General features: G+C 49.7%; 15 protein-coding genes. 7 read left to right on the top strand and 8 right to left on the bottom strand.

Annotated elements, in window-relative coordinates; translation table 11 throughout:
* Positions 1–128: 128 nt before the first annotated feature.
* Positions 129–692, bottom strand: coding sequence for a D-glycero-beta-D-manno-heptose 1,7-bisphosphate 7-phosphatase (gene gmhB, locus A0G03_RS16890; RefSeq protein WP_048261961.1), 564 nt, complete (start codon positions 690–692; stop codon positions 129–131).
* Positions 693–872: 180 nt separating this feature from the next.
* Between gmhB and metN the strand changes: the two genes are divergently transcribed.
* The 6 genes from metN (at position 873) to proS (ending at position 6,535) form a co-directional block, all read left to right on the top strand.
* Entirely contained in the window at positions 873–1,904 is a 1,032-nt protein-coding gene (gene metN / locus A0G03_RS16895; RefSeq protein ID WP_048261962.1) for a methionine ABC transporter ATP-binding protein MetN, read from the top strand.
* Entirely contained in the window at positions 1,897–2,550 is a 654-nt protein-coding gene (locus A0G03_RS16900; RefSeq protein WP_011095030.1) for a methionine ABC transporter permease MetI, read from the top strand. Before metN ends, A0G03_RS16900 begins: the two co-directional genes overlap by 8 nt.
* A gap of 63 nt (positions 2,551–2,613) precedes the next feature.
* On the top strand, positions 2,614–3,429 hold the full coding sequence (locus A0G03_RS16905; RefSeq protein WP_039272834.1) for a MetQ/NlpA family lipoprotein: 816 nt from the start codon (positions 2,614–2,616) through the stop codon (positions 3,427–3,429).
* Positions 3,430–3,547: 118 nt separating this feature from the next.
* Positions 3,548–3,958, top strand: coding sequence for an Rcs stress response system protein RcsF (rcsF, locus tag A0G03_RS16910; protein WP_048261964.1), 411 nt, complete (start codon positions 3,548–3,550; stop codon positions 3,956–3,958).
* Entirely contained in the window at positions 3,955–4,671 is a 717-nt protein-coding gene (gene tsaA / locus A0G03_RS16915; protein WP_048261966.1) for a tRNA (N6-threonylcarbamoyladenosine(37)-N6)-methyltransferase TrmO, read from the top strand. The genes rcsF and tsaA overlap by 4 nt, the downstream gene beginning before the upstream one ends.
* A gap of 145 nt (positions 4,672–4,816) precedes the next feature.
* Positions 4,817–6,535 (top strand): proline--tRNA ligase, encoded by a 1,719-nt coding sequence (gene proS / locus A0G03_RS16920; RefSeq protein ID WP_048261968.1) that lies wholly within the window; start codon positions 4,817–4,819, stop codon positions 6,533–6,535.
* 105 nt (positions 6,536–6,640) lie between these two features.
* On the opposite strand, the gene rpoS is transcribed toward proS, so the two are convergent.
* The 7 genes from rpoS to ftsB all read right to left on the bottom strand — a co-directional run bounded on the left by rpoS (position 6,641) and on the right by ftsB (position 12,725).
* A complete protein-coding gene (rpoS, locus tag A0G03_RS16925) occupies positions 6,641–7,633 on the bottom strand; it encodes an RNA polymerase sigma factor RpoS (protein WP_048261970.1) in 993 nt (330 codons plus the stop codon).
* A gap of 53 nt (positions 7,634–7,686) precedes the next feature.
* Positions 7,687–8,709, bottom strand: a complete 1,023-nt coding sequence (nlpD, locus tag A0G03_RS16930; protein ID WP_048261972.1) for a murein hydrolase activator NlpD — start codon at positions 8,707–8,709, stop codon at positions 7,687–7,689.
* 484 nt (positions 8,710–9,193) lie between these two features.
* Positions 9,194–9,820 (bottom strand): protein-L-isoaspartate(D-aspartate) O-methyltransferase, encoded by a 627-nt coding sequence (locus A0G03_RS16940; RefSeq protein ID WP_048261974.1) that lies wholly within the window; start codon positions 9,818–9,820, stop codon positions 9,194–9,196.
* Between the two features lie 140 nt (positions 9,821–9,960).
* Positions 9,961–11,007 (bottom strand): tRNA pseudouridine(13) synthase TruD, encoded by a 1,047-nt coding sequence (truD, locus tag A0G03_RS16945; RefSeq protein WP_048261975.1) that lies wholly within the window; start codon positions 11,005–11,007, stop codon positions 9,961–9,963.
* A gap of 116 nt (positions 11,008–11,123) precedes the next feature.
* Positions 11,124–11,621 (bottom strand): 2-C-methyl-D-erythritol 2,4-cyclodiphosphate synthase, encoded by a 498-nt coding sequence (gene ispF, locus A0G03_RS16950; protein ID WP_010299845.1) that lies wholly within the window; start codon positions 11,619–11,621, stop codon positions 11,124–11,126.
* A gap of 51 nt (positions 11,622–11,672) precedes the next feature.
* The gene (gene ispD, locus A0G03_RS16955; protein ID WP_048261977.1) at positions 11,673–12,386 is read right to left on the bottom strand and encodes a 2-C-methyl-D-erythritol 4-phosphate cytidylyltransferase; all 714 of its coding nucleotides are present in this window, start codon (positions 12,384–12,386) and stop codon (positions 11,673–11,675) included.
* A 3-nt stretch (positions 12,387–12,389) separates the two neighbouring features.
* On the bottom strand, positions 12,390–12,725 hold the full coding sequence (gene ftsB, locus A0G03_RS16960) for a cell division protein FtsB (protein ID WP_011095039.1): 336 nt from the start codon (positions 12,723–12,725) through the stop codon (positions 12,390–12,392).
* A gap of 342 nt (positions 12,726–13,067) precedes the next feature.
* Here ftsB and A0G03_RS16965 point away from each other — a divergent pair, with 342 nt between their 5' ends.
* A complete protein-coding gene (locus A0G03_RS16965; protein ID WP_048261980.1) occupies positions 13,068–13,838 on the top strand; it encodes a basic amino acid ABC transporter substrate-binding protein in 771 nt (256 codons plus the stop codon).
* Positions 13,839–13,930: the final 92 nt, after the last annotated feature.

A 13,930-nucleotide genomic window follows, 5' to 3' on the forward strand; every position in this document is an offset into this window, starting at 1 on the left:
TTTTATCAACCCGGTTGTGTGTTCACATCGCCGTGTTGATGGAGGCGCATTATAGGGAGCCGATTCAGAAGCGCAAGCAAATCTAGTAAACTTTTTTCCGTTTGCGCATCTTTCATTCGTTCCGCTTGTTAACTGTGCATTTTTATCCATTTTGGCAGCTCTGCGAGGCTTTCCAGCACATCATCAGCCAATGCTTCGCCCTGCTCGGTCACGGGTTTACCAGTGCGAACCAGTAATTTATTTCCCACACCAGCGCCAATTGCAGCCTGCATATCCTCTAGCTTATCTCCCACCATATAAGAAGCCGCCATATCAATGTGCAACTCGCTCTGTGCGGAAAGCAGCATACCAGGCTCAGGCTTACGACAATCACAAGTCTGGCGGTATTCATCTTCACCAGCTTCAGGATGATGTGGACAAAAGTAGATGCCATCCAGATCAACACCGCGATCTGCCAGCGACCAGTCCATCCATTCCGTCAGTTGCATAAACTGATCTTCTGTAAATTTACCGCGGGCGATGCCGGACTGATTAGTCACAACAACCAGCGCGAACCCCATGCCCTTCAACTCTCGCATAGCGTCGATGACACCATCAATAAATTGAAAGTTGTCAATCTCATGAACATAACCGTGATCAACATTAATCGTGCCGTCACGATCAAGAAAAATTGCTGGAATGCTTTGTGCCACTGACTTTGCTCCTGAATGGCGTAAATTACGCGGCAGTATCGCATGTTTTCGCCCACGGAGAGAATGCAGGACAGTGACAATCCCGATTGACTTAGACGTCTAGACGCCCTAACATCCATTTCATCTTCTGTTAATACAGAAACTGATTTATCCAGCCATAGGCACTTACGATAAAAACATATGATTGAACTTTCTAATATTACTAAGGTTTTCCAGCAGAACGGGCGGAGCATTACCGCACTTGCTGATGTCAGCCTTCATGTTCCTGCCGGGCAAATCTATGGCGTTATCGGTGCATCGGGCGCTGGTAAAAGTACATTGATTCGCTGCGTCAATTTATTGGAGCGCCCAACAGAAGGGAAAGTGCTGGTTGATGGACAAGAGCTGACTCAACTGTCAGATAGCCAGTTGACGCGCGCACGCCGGCAAATCGGCATGATTTTCCAACATTTCAACCTGCTCTCTTCGCGCACCGTTTTTGGCAACATTTCGCTTCCGCTGGAATTGGATAACACACCAAAAGCTGACATTACCAAGCGCGTAAACGAATTATTGGAGCTGGTTGGGCTGGCAGATAAGCACGATGTCTACCCAGCCAATTTGTCCGGCGGACAAAAACAGCGTGTCGCCATTGCGCGTGCGTTGGCAAGCAATCCTAAAGTGCTGCTGTGTGATGAGGCAACCAGTGCATTGGATCCTGCAACAACTCGCTCGATTCTTGAATTACTGAAAGACATTAATCGTCGTCTGGGCCTAACCATTCTCCTTATTACACATGAAATGGATGTGGTGAAACGCATTTGCGATCAGGTTGCGGTTATCAGCGACGGACGACTCATCGAGAAAGACACAGTAAGCGAAGTCTTCTCGCATCCTAAAACACCGCTGGCGCAGAAATTCATTCAGTCAACGTTACACCTAGACATTCCTGACGATTACCTAACTCGTCTGTCCCCTGACCATGGCCCAGACACCACACCTTTATTACGCATGGAGTTTACGGGTAAATCGGTGGATGCCCCACTGCTGTCAGAGGTTGCTCGGCGCTTTAACGTCAACAACAACATTATTAGCGCCCAGATGGATTATGCCGGTGGCGTCAAATTCGGCATCATGCTGGCAGAAATGCATGGCAACGATGCGGATATCAAATCCGCAATCCAATTCCTGCAGGAAAGTCACGTTACTATTGAGGTTCTGGGTTATGTCTGAAGCAATGATGTGGTTAATGGCTAAGGGAGTATGGGAAACCGTCGCGATGACGTTTGTTTCTGGCTTCTTTGGCTTTGTGCTTGGCTTACCCGTGGGCGTTTTATTGTATACCACGCGTCCGGGGCAAATTATCGCCAATCCGAAGATCTACAGGACCGTTTCTGCACTGGTAAACATTTTCCGCTCGATTCCGTTCATTATTTTACTGGTATGGATGATTCCTTTTACCCGCATCATTGTCGGAACCTCTATTGGCCTGCAAGCGGCCATCGTTCCTCTCACCGTCGGTGCGGCACCGTTTATTGCCCGTATGGTGGAAAACGCGCTGCTTGAAATTCCGACTGGCCTGATCGAAGCCGCCCGCGCGATGGGTGCGACGCCGATGCAGATCGTCAAAAAGATATTACTGCCAGAAGCGTTACCGGGGCTAATTAATGCCGCAACCATCACGTTAATCACGCTCGTAGGCTATTCTGCTATGGGTGGAGCCGTGGGCGCAGGCGGCTTAGGTCAAATTGGTTATCAGTATGGTTATATTGGTTATAACGCGACGGTCATGAATACGGTATTAATATTACTCGTTGTTTTGGTTTACCTGATTCAATTCTGCGGCGACAGGGCAGTAAAAGCTGTCACACACAAGTAGTCATCACAATACGCATTTGCCTAAAGGCATCTGCCAAGAAAATAGATAATTAGGGGTAAGGATATGGCGATTAAACTGAAATCTATTGCGACCATTGGCGCACTCATTGGTGCTCTGGCACTAGCGGGATGTGGTCAGGAAGAGAAGAATCCTAATCATATTAAAGTCGGCGTTATTGTTGGCGCAGAACAACAGGTTGCAGAAATTGCACAGAAAGTGGCAAAAGACAAATACGGTCTGGACGTTGAGTTAGTCACATTTAACGACTACGTGTTGCCAAATGAAGCCCTGAGCAAAGGTGACATCGATCTGAACGCCTTCCAGCACAAACCTTATCTGGATCAGCAGATCAAGGATCGTGGTTATAAACTGGTTTCTGTCGGCAACAGTTTTGTTTACCCGATTGCGGGTTACTCCAAAAAAATCAAATCGCTGAATGAACTGCAAGATGGCGCTCAAGTTGCGCTGCCAAACGACCCAACCAATCTGGGTCGTTCTCTGCTGCTGCTGCAGAAAGTCGGTTTGATTAAACTGAAAGACAACGTTGGCCTGCTGCCAACCGTACTGGATGTGACCGAAAACCCGAAAAATATCAAACTGGTTGAACTGGAAGCGCCACAACTGCCACGTTCTTTAGATGATGCGCAAATTGCTCTGGCCGTCATCAACACCACTTACGCTAGCCAGATTAACCTGACGCCAACGAAAGATGGCCTGTTTGTTGAAGAAAAAGACTCTCCGTATGTAAACCTGCTGGTTTCACGCGAAGACAACAAAGACGCTGAAAACGTGAAAAAATTCGTTCAGGCTTACCAGTCTGATGAAGTGAACGATGCAGCAAATAAAATCTTTAATGGCGGCGCGGTGAAAGGCTGGTAATCCTGCCCTAACACGTTTAATTAAAAGATATCTGCAAGACGGGCTACGGCCCGTCTTGTTATTTGTGCAATTGCTTGCTTCAATACTCGCTCTTTGAGAAAAAGCAGAGGAATCCTTAATGCGTGCTGTTCCCTTTATATTGTTGGCAATGTCGCTGACAGGCTGTTCTTTATTTCAGAAGCCACCGGCACCGGCTCCTCAACCCGTTATTGAAACCAAACCCGCAGAGCCTGCGCCGAAACCGAAGCCTGCGGCTCGCCCAACGCCAGCGGTGTTGTATAAAAGTGCAGAAGAATTAGTCGGTAAACCTTTCCGTGATATGGGCGAAGTTTCCGGTTCTTCATGTCAGGTTAGCGCTCAGGATTCTCCCCCAAACGCGGCAAATGCGCGAAAAAGAATGCAGAACCGCGCAACGGCAATGAAAGCGAATGCGGTTTTACTGCATGAATGCCAAACCGTCAGCGGTGTCGCGGGTTGCTACAGCCAGGTTGTTTGTCAGGGCACAGCGCTGAAAGTCTCTGCACAATGAGTCAATTTGTTTTCAATCAGATCGGGGTTATCCGCTCACCGTATAAAGAAAAATTTGCCATTCCGCGGCAGCCGGGTCTGATTGAAGATGGAGGTGGAGAGCTTCAGCTATTACCGCCGTATAATCAGGCGGAGTGTGTCCGCGGGCTGGAGGATTTCAGCCATATTTGGATATTGTTCATTTTTCATCAAACGATGGAAGGCGGCTGGCGTCCGACTGTGCGGCCACCGCGCCTGGGAGGAAACACACGCACGGGCGTTTTCGCGACGCGTTCTACCTTCCGTCCCAACCCTATTGGCATGTCATTGGTTGAATTAAAAGGGATCCGAGCAAAAGGCGATGCGATTACACTTGAATTAGGCAGCCTTGATCTGGTCGACGGCACACCGATAGTCGATATAAAACCCTATCTACCCTTTGCAGAAAGTCATCCTCAGGCGCGAGCGGGTTTTGCCCAAATGGCACCCGATGCCGCGATGCCAGTACTTTTTTCTCCGCTTGCGGAAAACCAGATCGCAGAACATCAAAAGAAATATCCTCAGCTAAAACGCTTTATCTCACAGGTATTGGCACAGGATCCGCGCCCTGCCTACCGCAAAGGAGAAAGTACCACGCGGGAATACGCCGTTTTGCTACTGGAATTCAATGTGCGCTGGCGCGTATGCGGGGAACAAACTGAAGTGTTAAGCCTCGACCCGTCTCACACGAGTTAATACGCGAACCACAGCAATATATTCTAAAATTGTCCCTGCTCTCTTTTGACACGCCGCCCACGCTGGTAAACTAAGCCACTTTTTATGTGCCTTCGGCTGCGCGGCAGCCCTATGCTATTTCTCGTTCTAACGGAACTAAAACCCCATGCGTACTAGCCAATACATGCTCTCCACTCTCAAGGAGACGCCAGCCGATGCCGAAGTCATCAGCCATCAGTTGATGCTCCGAGCAGGAATGATTCGTAAACTGGCCTCCGGCCTTTACACCTGGTTGCCGACCGGTTTACGTGTTTTGAGAAAAGTTGAAAATATCGTGCGCGAAGAGATGAACAACGCGGGCGCTATTGAAGTATCCATGCCGGTTGTTCAGCCTGCCGATTTATGGGTGGAAAGTGGCCGTTGGGATCAGTATGGCCCTGAACTACTGCGCTTTGTCGATCGTGGTGAACGCCCATTCGTACTCGGCCCAACACACGAAGAAGTCATTACTGACCTGATTCGTAATGAAGTCAGCTCTTATAAGCAGCTGCCGCTGAATTTCTTCCAGATTCAAACCAAATTCCGCGATGAAGTTCGCCCACGTTTTGGCGTAATGCGCTCACGTGAATTCCTGATGAAAGACGCCTATTCTTTCCACACCTCACAGGAATCGCTGCAGGTTACCTACGACGCCATGTACGCTGCTTACAGCAAGATTTTCAGCCGCATGGATCTGGATTTCAGAGCCGTTCAAGCAGATACCGGTTCTATCGGTGGCAATGCATCCCACGAATTCCAGGTACTGGCGAGCAGCGGTGAAGACGATATCGTTTTCTCAACGGAATCCGACTACGCAGCAAATATTGAACTGGCAGAAGCTGTCGCGCCGAAGTTAGGCCGTGCGGAAGCAAAGGAAGAGATGCGTTTGATTGATACGCCAAACGCCAAGACCATCGCCGAGCTGGTTGAGCAGTTTACGCTGCCAGTAGAAAAAACGGTGAAAACGCTGCTGGTTAAAGCAACGGAAGAAAGCGGCCATAAACTGGTTGCGTTGCTGGTTCGAGGCGATCACGAACTGAACGAAATCAAAGCAGAGAAAATTGCTCAGGTAGCCAGTCCACTGACTTTCGCAACGGAAGACGAGATCCGCGCAATCATCGGCGCAGGCCCAGGTTCACTCGGCCCAGTCAAGTTGTCGATTCCCGTCGTTGTTGACCGCACCGTTGCGGCCATGAGCGACTTCAGCGCTGGCGCGAACATTGATGGTAAACACTATTTTGGCATCAACTGGGTGCGTGACGTTGCGCTGCCGCAGGTAGCAGATATCCGTAATGTAATTGAAGGCGACATCAGTCCAGACGGTAAAGGCACACTGCAAATTAAACGCGGTATCGAAGTGGGCCATATTTTCCAACTGGGCAGCAAGTATTCTGAAGCACTGAAAGCGACCGTTCAAGGTGAAGACGGACGCAACCAGACGCTAACGATGGGCTGTTACGGTATTGGTGTAACTCGTGTTGTCGCGGCAGCGATTGAGCAAAACCATGACGAACGCGGCATCATCTGGCCAGACGCGATTGCGCCTTTCCACGTTGCCATTCTGCCAATGAATATGCACAAATCTTTCCGCGTGAAAGAAGTGGCCGAGGATATCTACCAGCAACTTCGCGCTAAAGGCATTGAAGTGCTGCTCGATGATCGTAAAGAGCGCCCGGGCGTGATGTTCGCCGATATGGAATTGATTGGCGTACCGCACACCATCGTTATTGGCGATCGCAATCTGGATAGCGAAGAGATTGAATACAAAAATCGCCGCGTCGGTGAAAAGCAGATGATTAAAACCAGCGAAATCATCGATTTCCTGCTGGCAAATATCGTACGCTAATCGCCGTCAGACTGCCCTTTCACACGAAAGGGCAAACACAGACATAAAAAAATGGTGGGTTTCCCCACCATTTTTTATTTCAAGATATCAGTAACCCGTCACGAATTATTCACGAAACAGTTCTTCAATGCTTAAACCCTGAACCTGCAAAATTTCACGCAGGCGGCGTAAGCCTTCAACCTGAATCTGACGAACACGTTCACGCGTTAAGCCGATTTCACGACCCACATCTTCCAGCGTAGCCGCTTCATACCCTAACAGCCCGAAACGACGCGCCAACACCTCACGCTGTTTGGCATTAAGCTCAAACAGCCATTTAACGATATTCTGTTTCATATCGTTATCCTGCGTGGTGTCTTCAGGTCCGTTGTCTTTTTCGTCTGCCAGAATATCCAGCAACGCTTTTTCCGAATCACCACCCAGCGGGGTATCGACGGAAGTAATACGCTCATTCAGGCGCAGCATGCGGTTGACGTCATCAACTGGCTTATCAAGCTGTTCGGCAATTTCTTCCGCACTCGGCTCGTGGTCCAGTTTATGAGACAACTCGCGCGCGGTGCGCAAGTAAACGTTGAGTTCTTTGACAATGTGAATAGGCAAACGGATGGTGCGGGTTTGATTCATGATCGCCCGCTCTATCGTCTGTCGAATCCACCAGGTAGCGTAGGTTGAAAAACGAAATCCTCTTTCTGGATCGAATTTTTCAACCGCACGGATCAGGCCGAGGTTCCCCTCTTCAATCAGGTCTAGCAGCGCCAGACCTCGATTGTTGTAACGGCGGGCAATTTTCACCACCAGCCGCAGGTTACTCTCGATCATCCGGCGGCGCGATGGGATATCGCCACGCAACGCGCGTCGGGCAAAATAGACTTCTTCTTCTGCGGTTAAAAGCGGCGAATAGCCGATCTCTCCCAAATAGAGCTGTGTTGCGTCTAGGACACGCTGTGGGACCCCTTGTGATAATAGCTCGTCTTCCGCCGAGTCATTATCATTGGTATCTTCCTCTGCCAGCGCTTTATCGTCAAAAACGTCAAGTCCATTTTCTTCGAAATCGGTATCTTCATGTAACTCGTTAACTTTCAGCGTACTTTGGCTCATAAGTGGCTCCTACCCGTGATCCCTTGGCAGAATACCGAAATACTCTGCCCGATTTATCGCTGCGGCAGAAAACGCAGCGGGTTTACGGATTTCCCCTTGTAACGAATTTCAAAGTGCAAGCGAACTGAGCTTGTGCCCGTACTGCCCATCGTAGCGATTTTTTGTCCTGCCGTGACGTCTTGCTGCTCACGGACTAGCATCGTATCGTTATGGGCATAAGCACTGAGGTAGTCATCATTATGTTTGATGATTATCAGATTTCCGTAACCACGTAGCGCATTACCCGCATACACCACGCGCCCACTGGCGGTTGCGGTGATCGGTTGCCCACGTGAGCCGGCGATATCAATCCCTTTATTTCCCCCCTCAGAAGCGGAGAAACTATCTATGACTTTCCCATCGGTAGGCCAACGCCAACTGCCGACAGCAGCAGTATTGCTGCTGGCAACAGCCGCTGGAGCGGAAACAGGAGCGGTTGTTGTTGCCCCTGCCGTAGGTAACATCTTACCTACATTCTGTTTACCCTGATTACCAGAATACGCATTAGTTGACTGAGAATCAACCGATGTAGATTGTATTTGAGCACTTGATGGCGGCGTCGGGACTCCACCTCGGGTGGCATCCGTTGTTGCCAACATTCCACCACCGCTCATCATGCCGCCGCCAGAAGCGTTGTTGCCAGAGCCACTACCTAAGCTCAGTGATTGCCCGACATTCAGGCTATACGGCTCAGGGATATTATTGCGCTGCGCCAGATCCCGGTAATCATTGCCAGTAATCCAGGCGATATAAAACAGGGTATCTCCCCGTTTAACGGTATAGTCATTGCCGCCGCTGTAGCTGCCTTTCGGAATATTACCGTAGCTGCGATTGTAAACAATTCGGCCTTCGGACGTTGCTGCCACACTTTCACCCGCCGTTGAAATGCGTGATGGTGGCGCAGATAACATTCCCCCTCGGCTGCCCGTATTTCCGTCAACGCTGCTGATCGGTGCGGATTTTGAATTATTATTGGTGCATCCAGCCAACCCTAAGACAATCACCGTACACGCAGCAATGTGACGCAAATTCATCATTCGGCTTCCCATGCGCCTTACTCCCCTATACCTATAGCGTTCAAAAAAATAACTATACCCATCATACTTCAAGCCGCATGTACGTTGGCTTTCCTTAGTCACCCCAATCACATACTCATGTAAGCTCCTGGGGAATCCTGCGGTTGCCACCTGCCTGCAACTCGAATTATTTAGGGTATATAACATTCAAAAAACAGTCGTACCCAGAACTCAATTCGGACATGTGTGCCTCGCATCCGCTGCCGCTTCACTAATCGTAGCCTAACTGACCGTAGCGTAAATGATTGTAGCGTAAACGATATCCGGCGTTTTATTCGTTAGTTGGAACGAGAAAGATCGCTACTTCACCATCGCTGGCGCATAAGCAAAACGGGAGAGGCACCACGATGGTTAGATGCTAACAATATCAACAAGTTCGCACCATAAAACAGTTGTATTGAAATTTTAAAGACTTAACAACACATGCATATCGTCGCCAACGGTATCAGGCTAATTCCCCTTTGACCAGCGGAACAAACCGAACTGCTTCAACCGTTTTAATAATAAATTCACCAGCATGGCGTTGAACAACCTGCAATATTTGCGACTGTTCCCCGACGGGCAACACCATCACACCACCTTCATCAAGCTGTTCCAGCAGCGCTCGAGGAATTTCCGGCGGTGCAGCGGTAACGATAATGGCATCAAACGGTCCGCGTGACGCCCAGCCCTGCCACCCATCGCCATGGCGAGTAGATACATTGTGTAAATCAAGCTGCTTTAAGCGACGTTTAGCCTGCCATTGTAGCCCTTTGATGCGCTCAACCGAGCAAACATGCTGAACCAAATGCGCTAAAATCGCCGTTTGATAACCTGAACCGGTGCCAATCTCCAGCACACGGGATACGGGCGTCAGGTTAAGCAGCTCCGTCATCTTCGCGACCATATAAGGCTGCGAAATAGTCTGGCCGGAACCGATAGGCAGAGCGGTATTTTCATACGCTTTATGTTCGAAAGCTTCGTCAACAAAACGTTCTCTGGGTACGGCTTCTATCGCCGTCAGCAGACGTTCGTCCTCTATGCCCTGTTGGCGCAACTGCGCCAACAACGTTTCTATACGTTTGTTTACCATTCCCCGCCGACCTCAGCTCTGGTTAACCTCATCGCCAATACAGCAATATTCCCGCACAGGGGTAAGCCAGCCGCCGCAATTGCACGGTTACCGACCTTGATTCTCTTCAACTATTTTCGGCAAAAAAGCGTTGCCGCACATCAGGCACCGATATCGGTATCCTGTTGAGAATGCAACACTTCACGCACCACGCTGGTCGCAAAACTGCCAGCAGGTAGCCAGAATTTCACGGCTACGGTCACGTCATCTTGCCATTCCCATTGCATCTGCTGCGGATACAACAGCACAGCACGCCGGGCAGATTCGACCCGCTCACGCTTGACCAAAGACCATAGCGTTTCTTGCCCGGTCAATGCCTGTTCTTCAAATGCCAGTGCATCATCCTGCGTGCCCAGTTCACCGTCTCCAGGCAGCGGCGCAGTAATCTGAAGTTCACCAGCATCAAGGCGCACCTGCAAGGTTTCCAGTTCATCCGCTTTAGCCACAAACCAACTGCCGCGCCCCGTTAGCTGCAATGCATCACCACACAAAACGGTTTTCGCTTGCGGTCCCGCCAGTCGTGCGCTGGCCACCTGATTAAACATCGCACTACGGCTAGCAGAAAGATAAAAGCTACGCTTACTGCGTTCTTTTACCCGAATATCGTTATTGGCCCAAAGACGCGCCTGCTCAAGATTATTTCCGTTTCGTCCGAAACGCTGGCTACCAAAATAATTAGGAACGCCGCTCGCAGCGATCTGCGCTAAACGGGCGTCAACCTCGTTCCGATCACTCACCTGACGCAGTACCAGAGCAAAATGGTTACCCCGCAGTGTACCGATCCGCAGTTTGCGACGGTGGCGGATAACCTCAAGCACGTCACAGCCTTCCAGTTCCAGCAAAGAAAAATCTGGCGTCTCTTTTCCCGGCATATGCAGGCAAAACCACTGTTCGGTGACAGCATGGCGATCTTTCAGACCCGCATAGCTGACGGCACGTAGCGGTAGACGAGCAAATTTCGCCAGCATCTCGGCCACAAATTGCGTATTGCAGCCGCGTTTACGTACGCGAACCAAGACCTGTTCACCATCACCATCTGGTTGAAACCCCAGATCTTCCACCACCAGAAAGTCTTCCGCAGTGGATTTCAATGAGCCGGTAGCCTGTGGTTCACCGTGCAGCCAGACGAGTTGTTCGCTATTTTCCATCGTTATCCTACAAGGTACATGACCCGATGACACACGGTCATGACATTGTTTCTTATACTGTTAATTTCTATTATTGATAAGGTATTGTTGATAAGACATTACTTATAAAAAGCGGCTTACCACGCGACAATTTCGCCCGTTTCTTTTTTTACAAGCAGGGCAACCGCTTCGCAGGCAATGCCTTCGCCACGACCGGTAAAGCCCAACTGTTCTGTCGTGGTCGCTTTCACATTGACGTCGTCCATATGGCACTGCAAATCCTCCGCAAGATTCACACGCATTTGCGGGATATGCGGTGCCATTTTCGGCGCCTGAGCAATAATCGTGACGTCCAGATTACCTAGCTGATAGCCTTTGTCATTGATACGACGCCAGGCTTCACGCAACAGGCCACGGCTGTCCGCACCTTTAAAGGCCGGATCGGTATCAGGGAACAGCTTGCCAATATCGCCCAACGCGGCGGCACCCAACAGAGCATCGGTCACCGCATGCAGCACCACATCCCCATCGGAATGAGCCAGCAGACCTTGAGTATAAGGAATTCGCACGCCACCAATCACCAGTGGACCTTCTCCACCGAACTTATGGACATCAAAACCGTGACCGATACGCATCGCGCGTTCTCCTTATGTATTTAGCAAATAAATTTAGCGAATAAAATGAGGTTACTGCAAACTGGTTAAATAGAATTCAGCTAATGCCAAATCCTCTGGACGCGTGACTTTTATATTATCCGAACGTCCGCTGATAATTTGCGGACGATAGCCACAATATTCCAGTGCGGAGGCTTCATCTGTGACGGCAACGCCATCCTGAAGCGCACGTTGCAGACACTGTTTCAGCAGTGCCGCAGGAAAAAGCTGCGGCGTCAGCGCATGCCACAAATCGTTACGTTCTACTGTGCAATCGATAACCCCGTCCGTGCTGCGCTTCATGGTATCACGAACTGGCGCGGCCAAAATTCCACCGACATCACTCTGCTCGACAATCGCCAGCAAGCGCGTCAGATCGTCCTGATGCAGGCACGGACGCGCTGCATCATGCACCAACGCCCACGCGTTATCATCAACGGCAGCCAGACCAGCCAGCACGGAATCCGCACGCTGTAGCCCACCCGTTACAGCACAAATACGGGGGTCGTTGGCAATCGCCAGAGTATGAAAGAATGCGTCATCTGGGCTGATAACGACGACGACACGCTGTATTTGTGAATGGCGTAACAACGCATCGAGGGTATGTTCAAGAATGGTTTTATGGCCGGTAGCATCATTGCCGATCATCAGATACTGCTTAGGACGATCGTTTTGCATCCGGCTGCCGTTACCCGCGGCGGGTAAAACGGCAACAATTTCAGGCGGGGAAAGGCTCGATATCTGCATGCGTCAACGTTGTGTATTGTTGGATGAAGTATTAGTAGATGAAGGCGTATTCGCGTTGCGATGGTTAGATTCTGGCACCAAACGATAGAAACTTTCACCGGGTTTAATCATGCCCAGTTCATTGCGTGCGCGCTCTTCAATCGCTTCCTGTCCGCCATTGAGGTCGTCAATTTCGGCAAACAGTTGTTCATTACGGTCTTTTAATTTGGCATTGTTTCCCTGCTGGACAACAACATCATCCTTCACCCGAACATAATCATGAATGCCATTCTTGCCCAGCCACAGTGAGTACTGAAGCCAGCCAAGCAATATCAATAATAACAGCGTAAGCTTTCCCATCCCGCCCCCTGAAAAACCGCCTAATCATCCCATAACTTTTGTTTCGACTCCACTGTGTCCGGCAGTGGGAGGCAATATTCACCCTAACGCGTGCCCAAATGAGGATATTTCGGGCAGAAAATCACGCCAAACGCCCCCCCCCGAGCAGCACTCGTGTCATCTATTCATCCCTTTTGCTTTCTACAACTTCCGCCGTTCCAAGAGGACGTAAGCGTGCTAGAGCCCGCCGGGTAAAACCGCCATAGGAAAAACGTCAGTTGAACCATTAATGCTATCTGTGTATTTTTATGCATACAAAGTGCATAAAAAAAGAAAATTTTACATTTAAACCAGGAGAAAACCATGTTCAAAAAACTGTTATTCGTAGGTGCGATCTTCGCAACCGCGCTATCCACTAGCGCTTTCGCCGCTGAACCCACTTACGTTGTCGGCTCTGGCGGAACCTATCGTCCGTTTGAGTTTGAAAATGCACAGAAACAGTTGGAAGGCTTTGATATTGATATTATTAAAGCGATCGCCAAGGCGGAGAATTTTAATATCAAGCTGATCAATACACCGTGGGAAGGCATCTTCGCGACCCTGAACTCCGGTGACCGCGACATTATTATCTCTGGTATCACGATTACCGACAAACGTAAGCAAATGGTTGATTTCTCCACGCCTTATTTCCCTGCCGAACAGTCCATCGTTGTTCCTAAAGGGTCGACGATCGACTCAATCGCTGCGCTGAAAGATCACAAAGTGGGTGTTGTGAACTCCAGTACCGCCGATATCGTGGTTTCCGACGTATTAGGCAAAAACAGTACATCGATTAAGCGCTTTGATAACACCCCGTTAATGTTACAAGAGCTGTATGAAGATGGTGTGGGTGCCGCGGTTGGCGATGTGGGCGTGGTGAAGTTTTACATTAAGACGCACCCTGAAAAACAGTTCAACCTGGTTTCTGATGCCAAATTCGAACGCCAGTATTTCGGGATCGCCGTGGCGAAAGGCAACGATAAACTGCGCGAGAAGATTAACGCCGGACTGAAAAAAATCGTTGCTGACGGCACCTATGCCAAGATTTATCAAACCTGGTTTGATAACAACGTGCCGACCTTACCCGCAGAGTAATGCCAGCACGTCTTCTGGCCTCAATCGCCTAATGTAAGACATCGCACCAACCGGACAGCTAGCCTGTCCGGTTTATTTTAGAATAATCATTA

The organism is Pectobacterium peruviense, from assembly GCF_002847345.1.
Lineage (GTDB): Bacteria > Pseudomonadota > Gammaproteobacteria > Enterobacterales > Enterobacteriaceae > Pectobacterium > Pectobacterium peruviense.

Coding starts and splice junctions, on each gene's coding strand:
- metN (WP_048261962.1), top strand. CDS start 873: ATGATTGAACTTTCTAATATTACTAAGGTTTTCCAGCAGAACGGGCGG.
- A0G03_RS16900 (WP_011095030.1), top strand. CDS start 1,897: ATGTCTGAAGCAATGATGTGGTTAATGGCTAAGGGAGTATGGGAAACC.
- A0G03_RS16905 (WP_039272834.1), top strand. CDS start 2,614: ATGGCGATTAAACTGAAATCTATTGCGACCATTGGCGCACTCATTGGT.
- rcsF (WP_048261964.1), top strand. CDS start 3,548: ATGCGTGCTGTTCCCTTTATATTGTTGGCAATGTCGCTGACAGGCTGT.
- tsaA (WP_048261966.1), top strand. CDS start 3,955: ATGAGTCAATTTGTTTTCAATCAGATCGGGGTTATCCGCTCACCGTAT.
- proS (WP_048261968.1), top strand. CDS start 4,817: ATGCGTACTAGCCAATACATGCTCTCCACTCTCAAGGAGACGCCAGCC.
- rpoS (WP_048261970.1), bottom strand. CDS start 7,633: ATGAGCCAAAGTACGCTGAAAGTTAACGAGTTACATGAAGATACCGAT.
- nlpD (WP_048261972.1), bottom strand. CDS start 8,709: ATGATGAATTTGCGTCACATTGCTGCGTGTACGGTGATTGTCTTAGGG.
- A0G03_RS16940 (WP_048261974.1), bottom strand. CDS start 9,820: ATGGTAAACAAACGTATAGAAACGTTGTTGGCGCAGTTGCGCCAACAG.
- truD (WP_048261975.1), bottom strand. CDS start 11,007: ATGGAAAATAGCGAACAACTCGTCTGGCTGCACGGTGAACCACAGGCT.
- ispF (WP_010299845.1), bottom strand. CDS start 11,621: ATGCGTATCGGTCACGGTTTTGATGTCCATAAGTTCGGTGGAGAAGGT.
- ispD (WP_048261977.1), bottom strand. CDS start 12,386: ATGCAGATATCGAGCCTTTCCCCGCCTGAAATTGTTGCCGTTTTACCC.
- ftsB (WP_011095039.1), bottom strand. CDS start 12,725: ATGGGAAAGCTTACGCTGTTATTATTGATATTGCTTGGCTGGCTTCAG.
- A0G03_RS16965 (WP_048261980.1), top strand. CDS start 13,068: ATGTTCAAAAAACTGTTATTCGTAGGTGCGATCTTCGCAACCGCGCTA.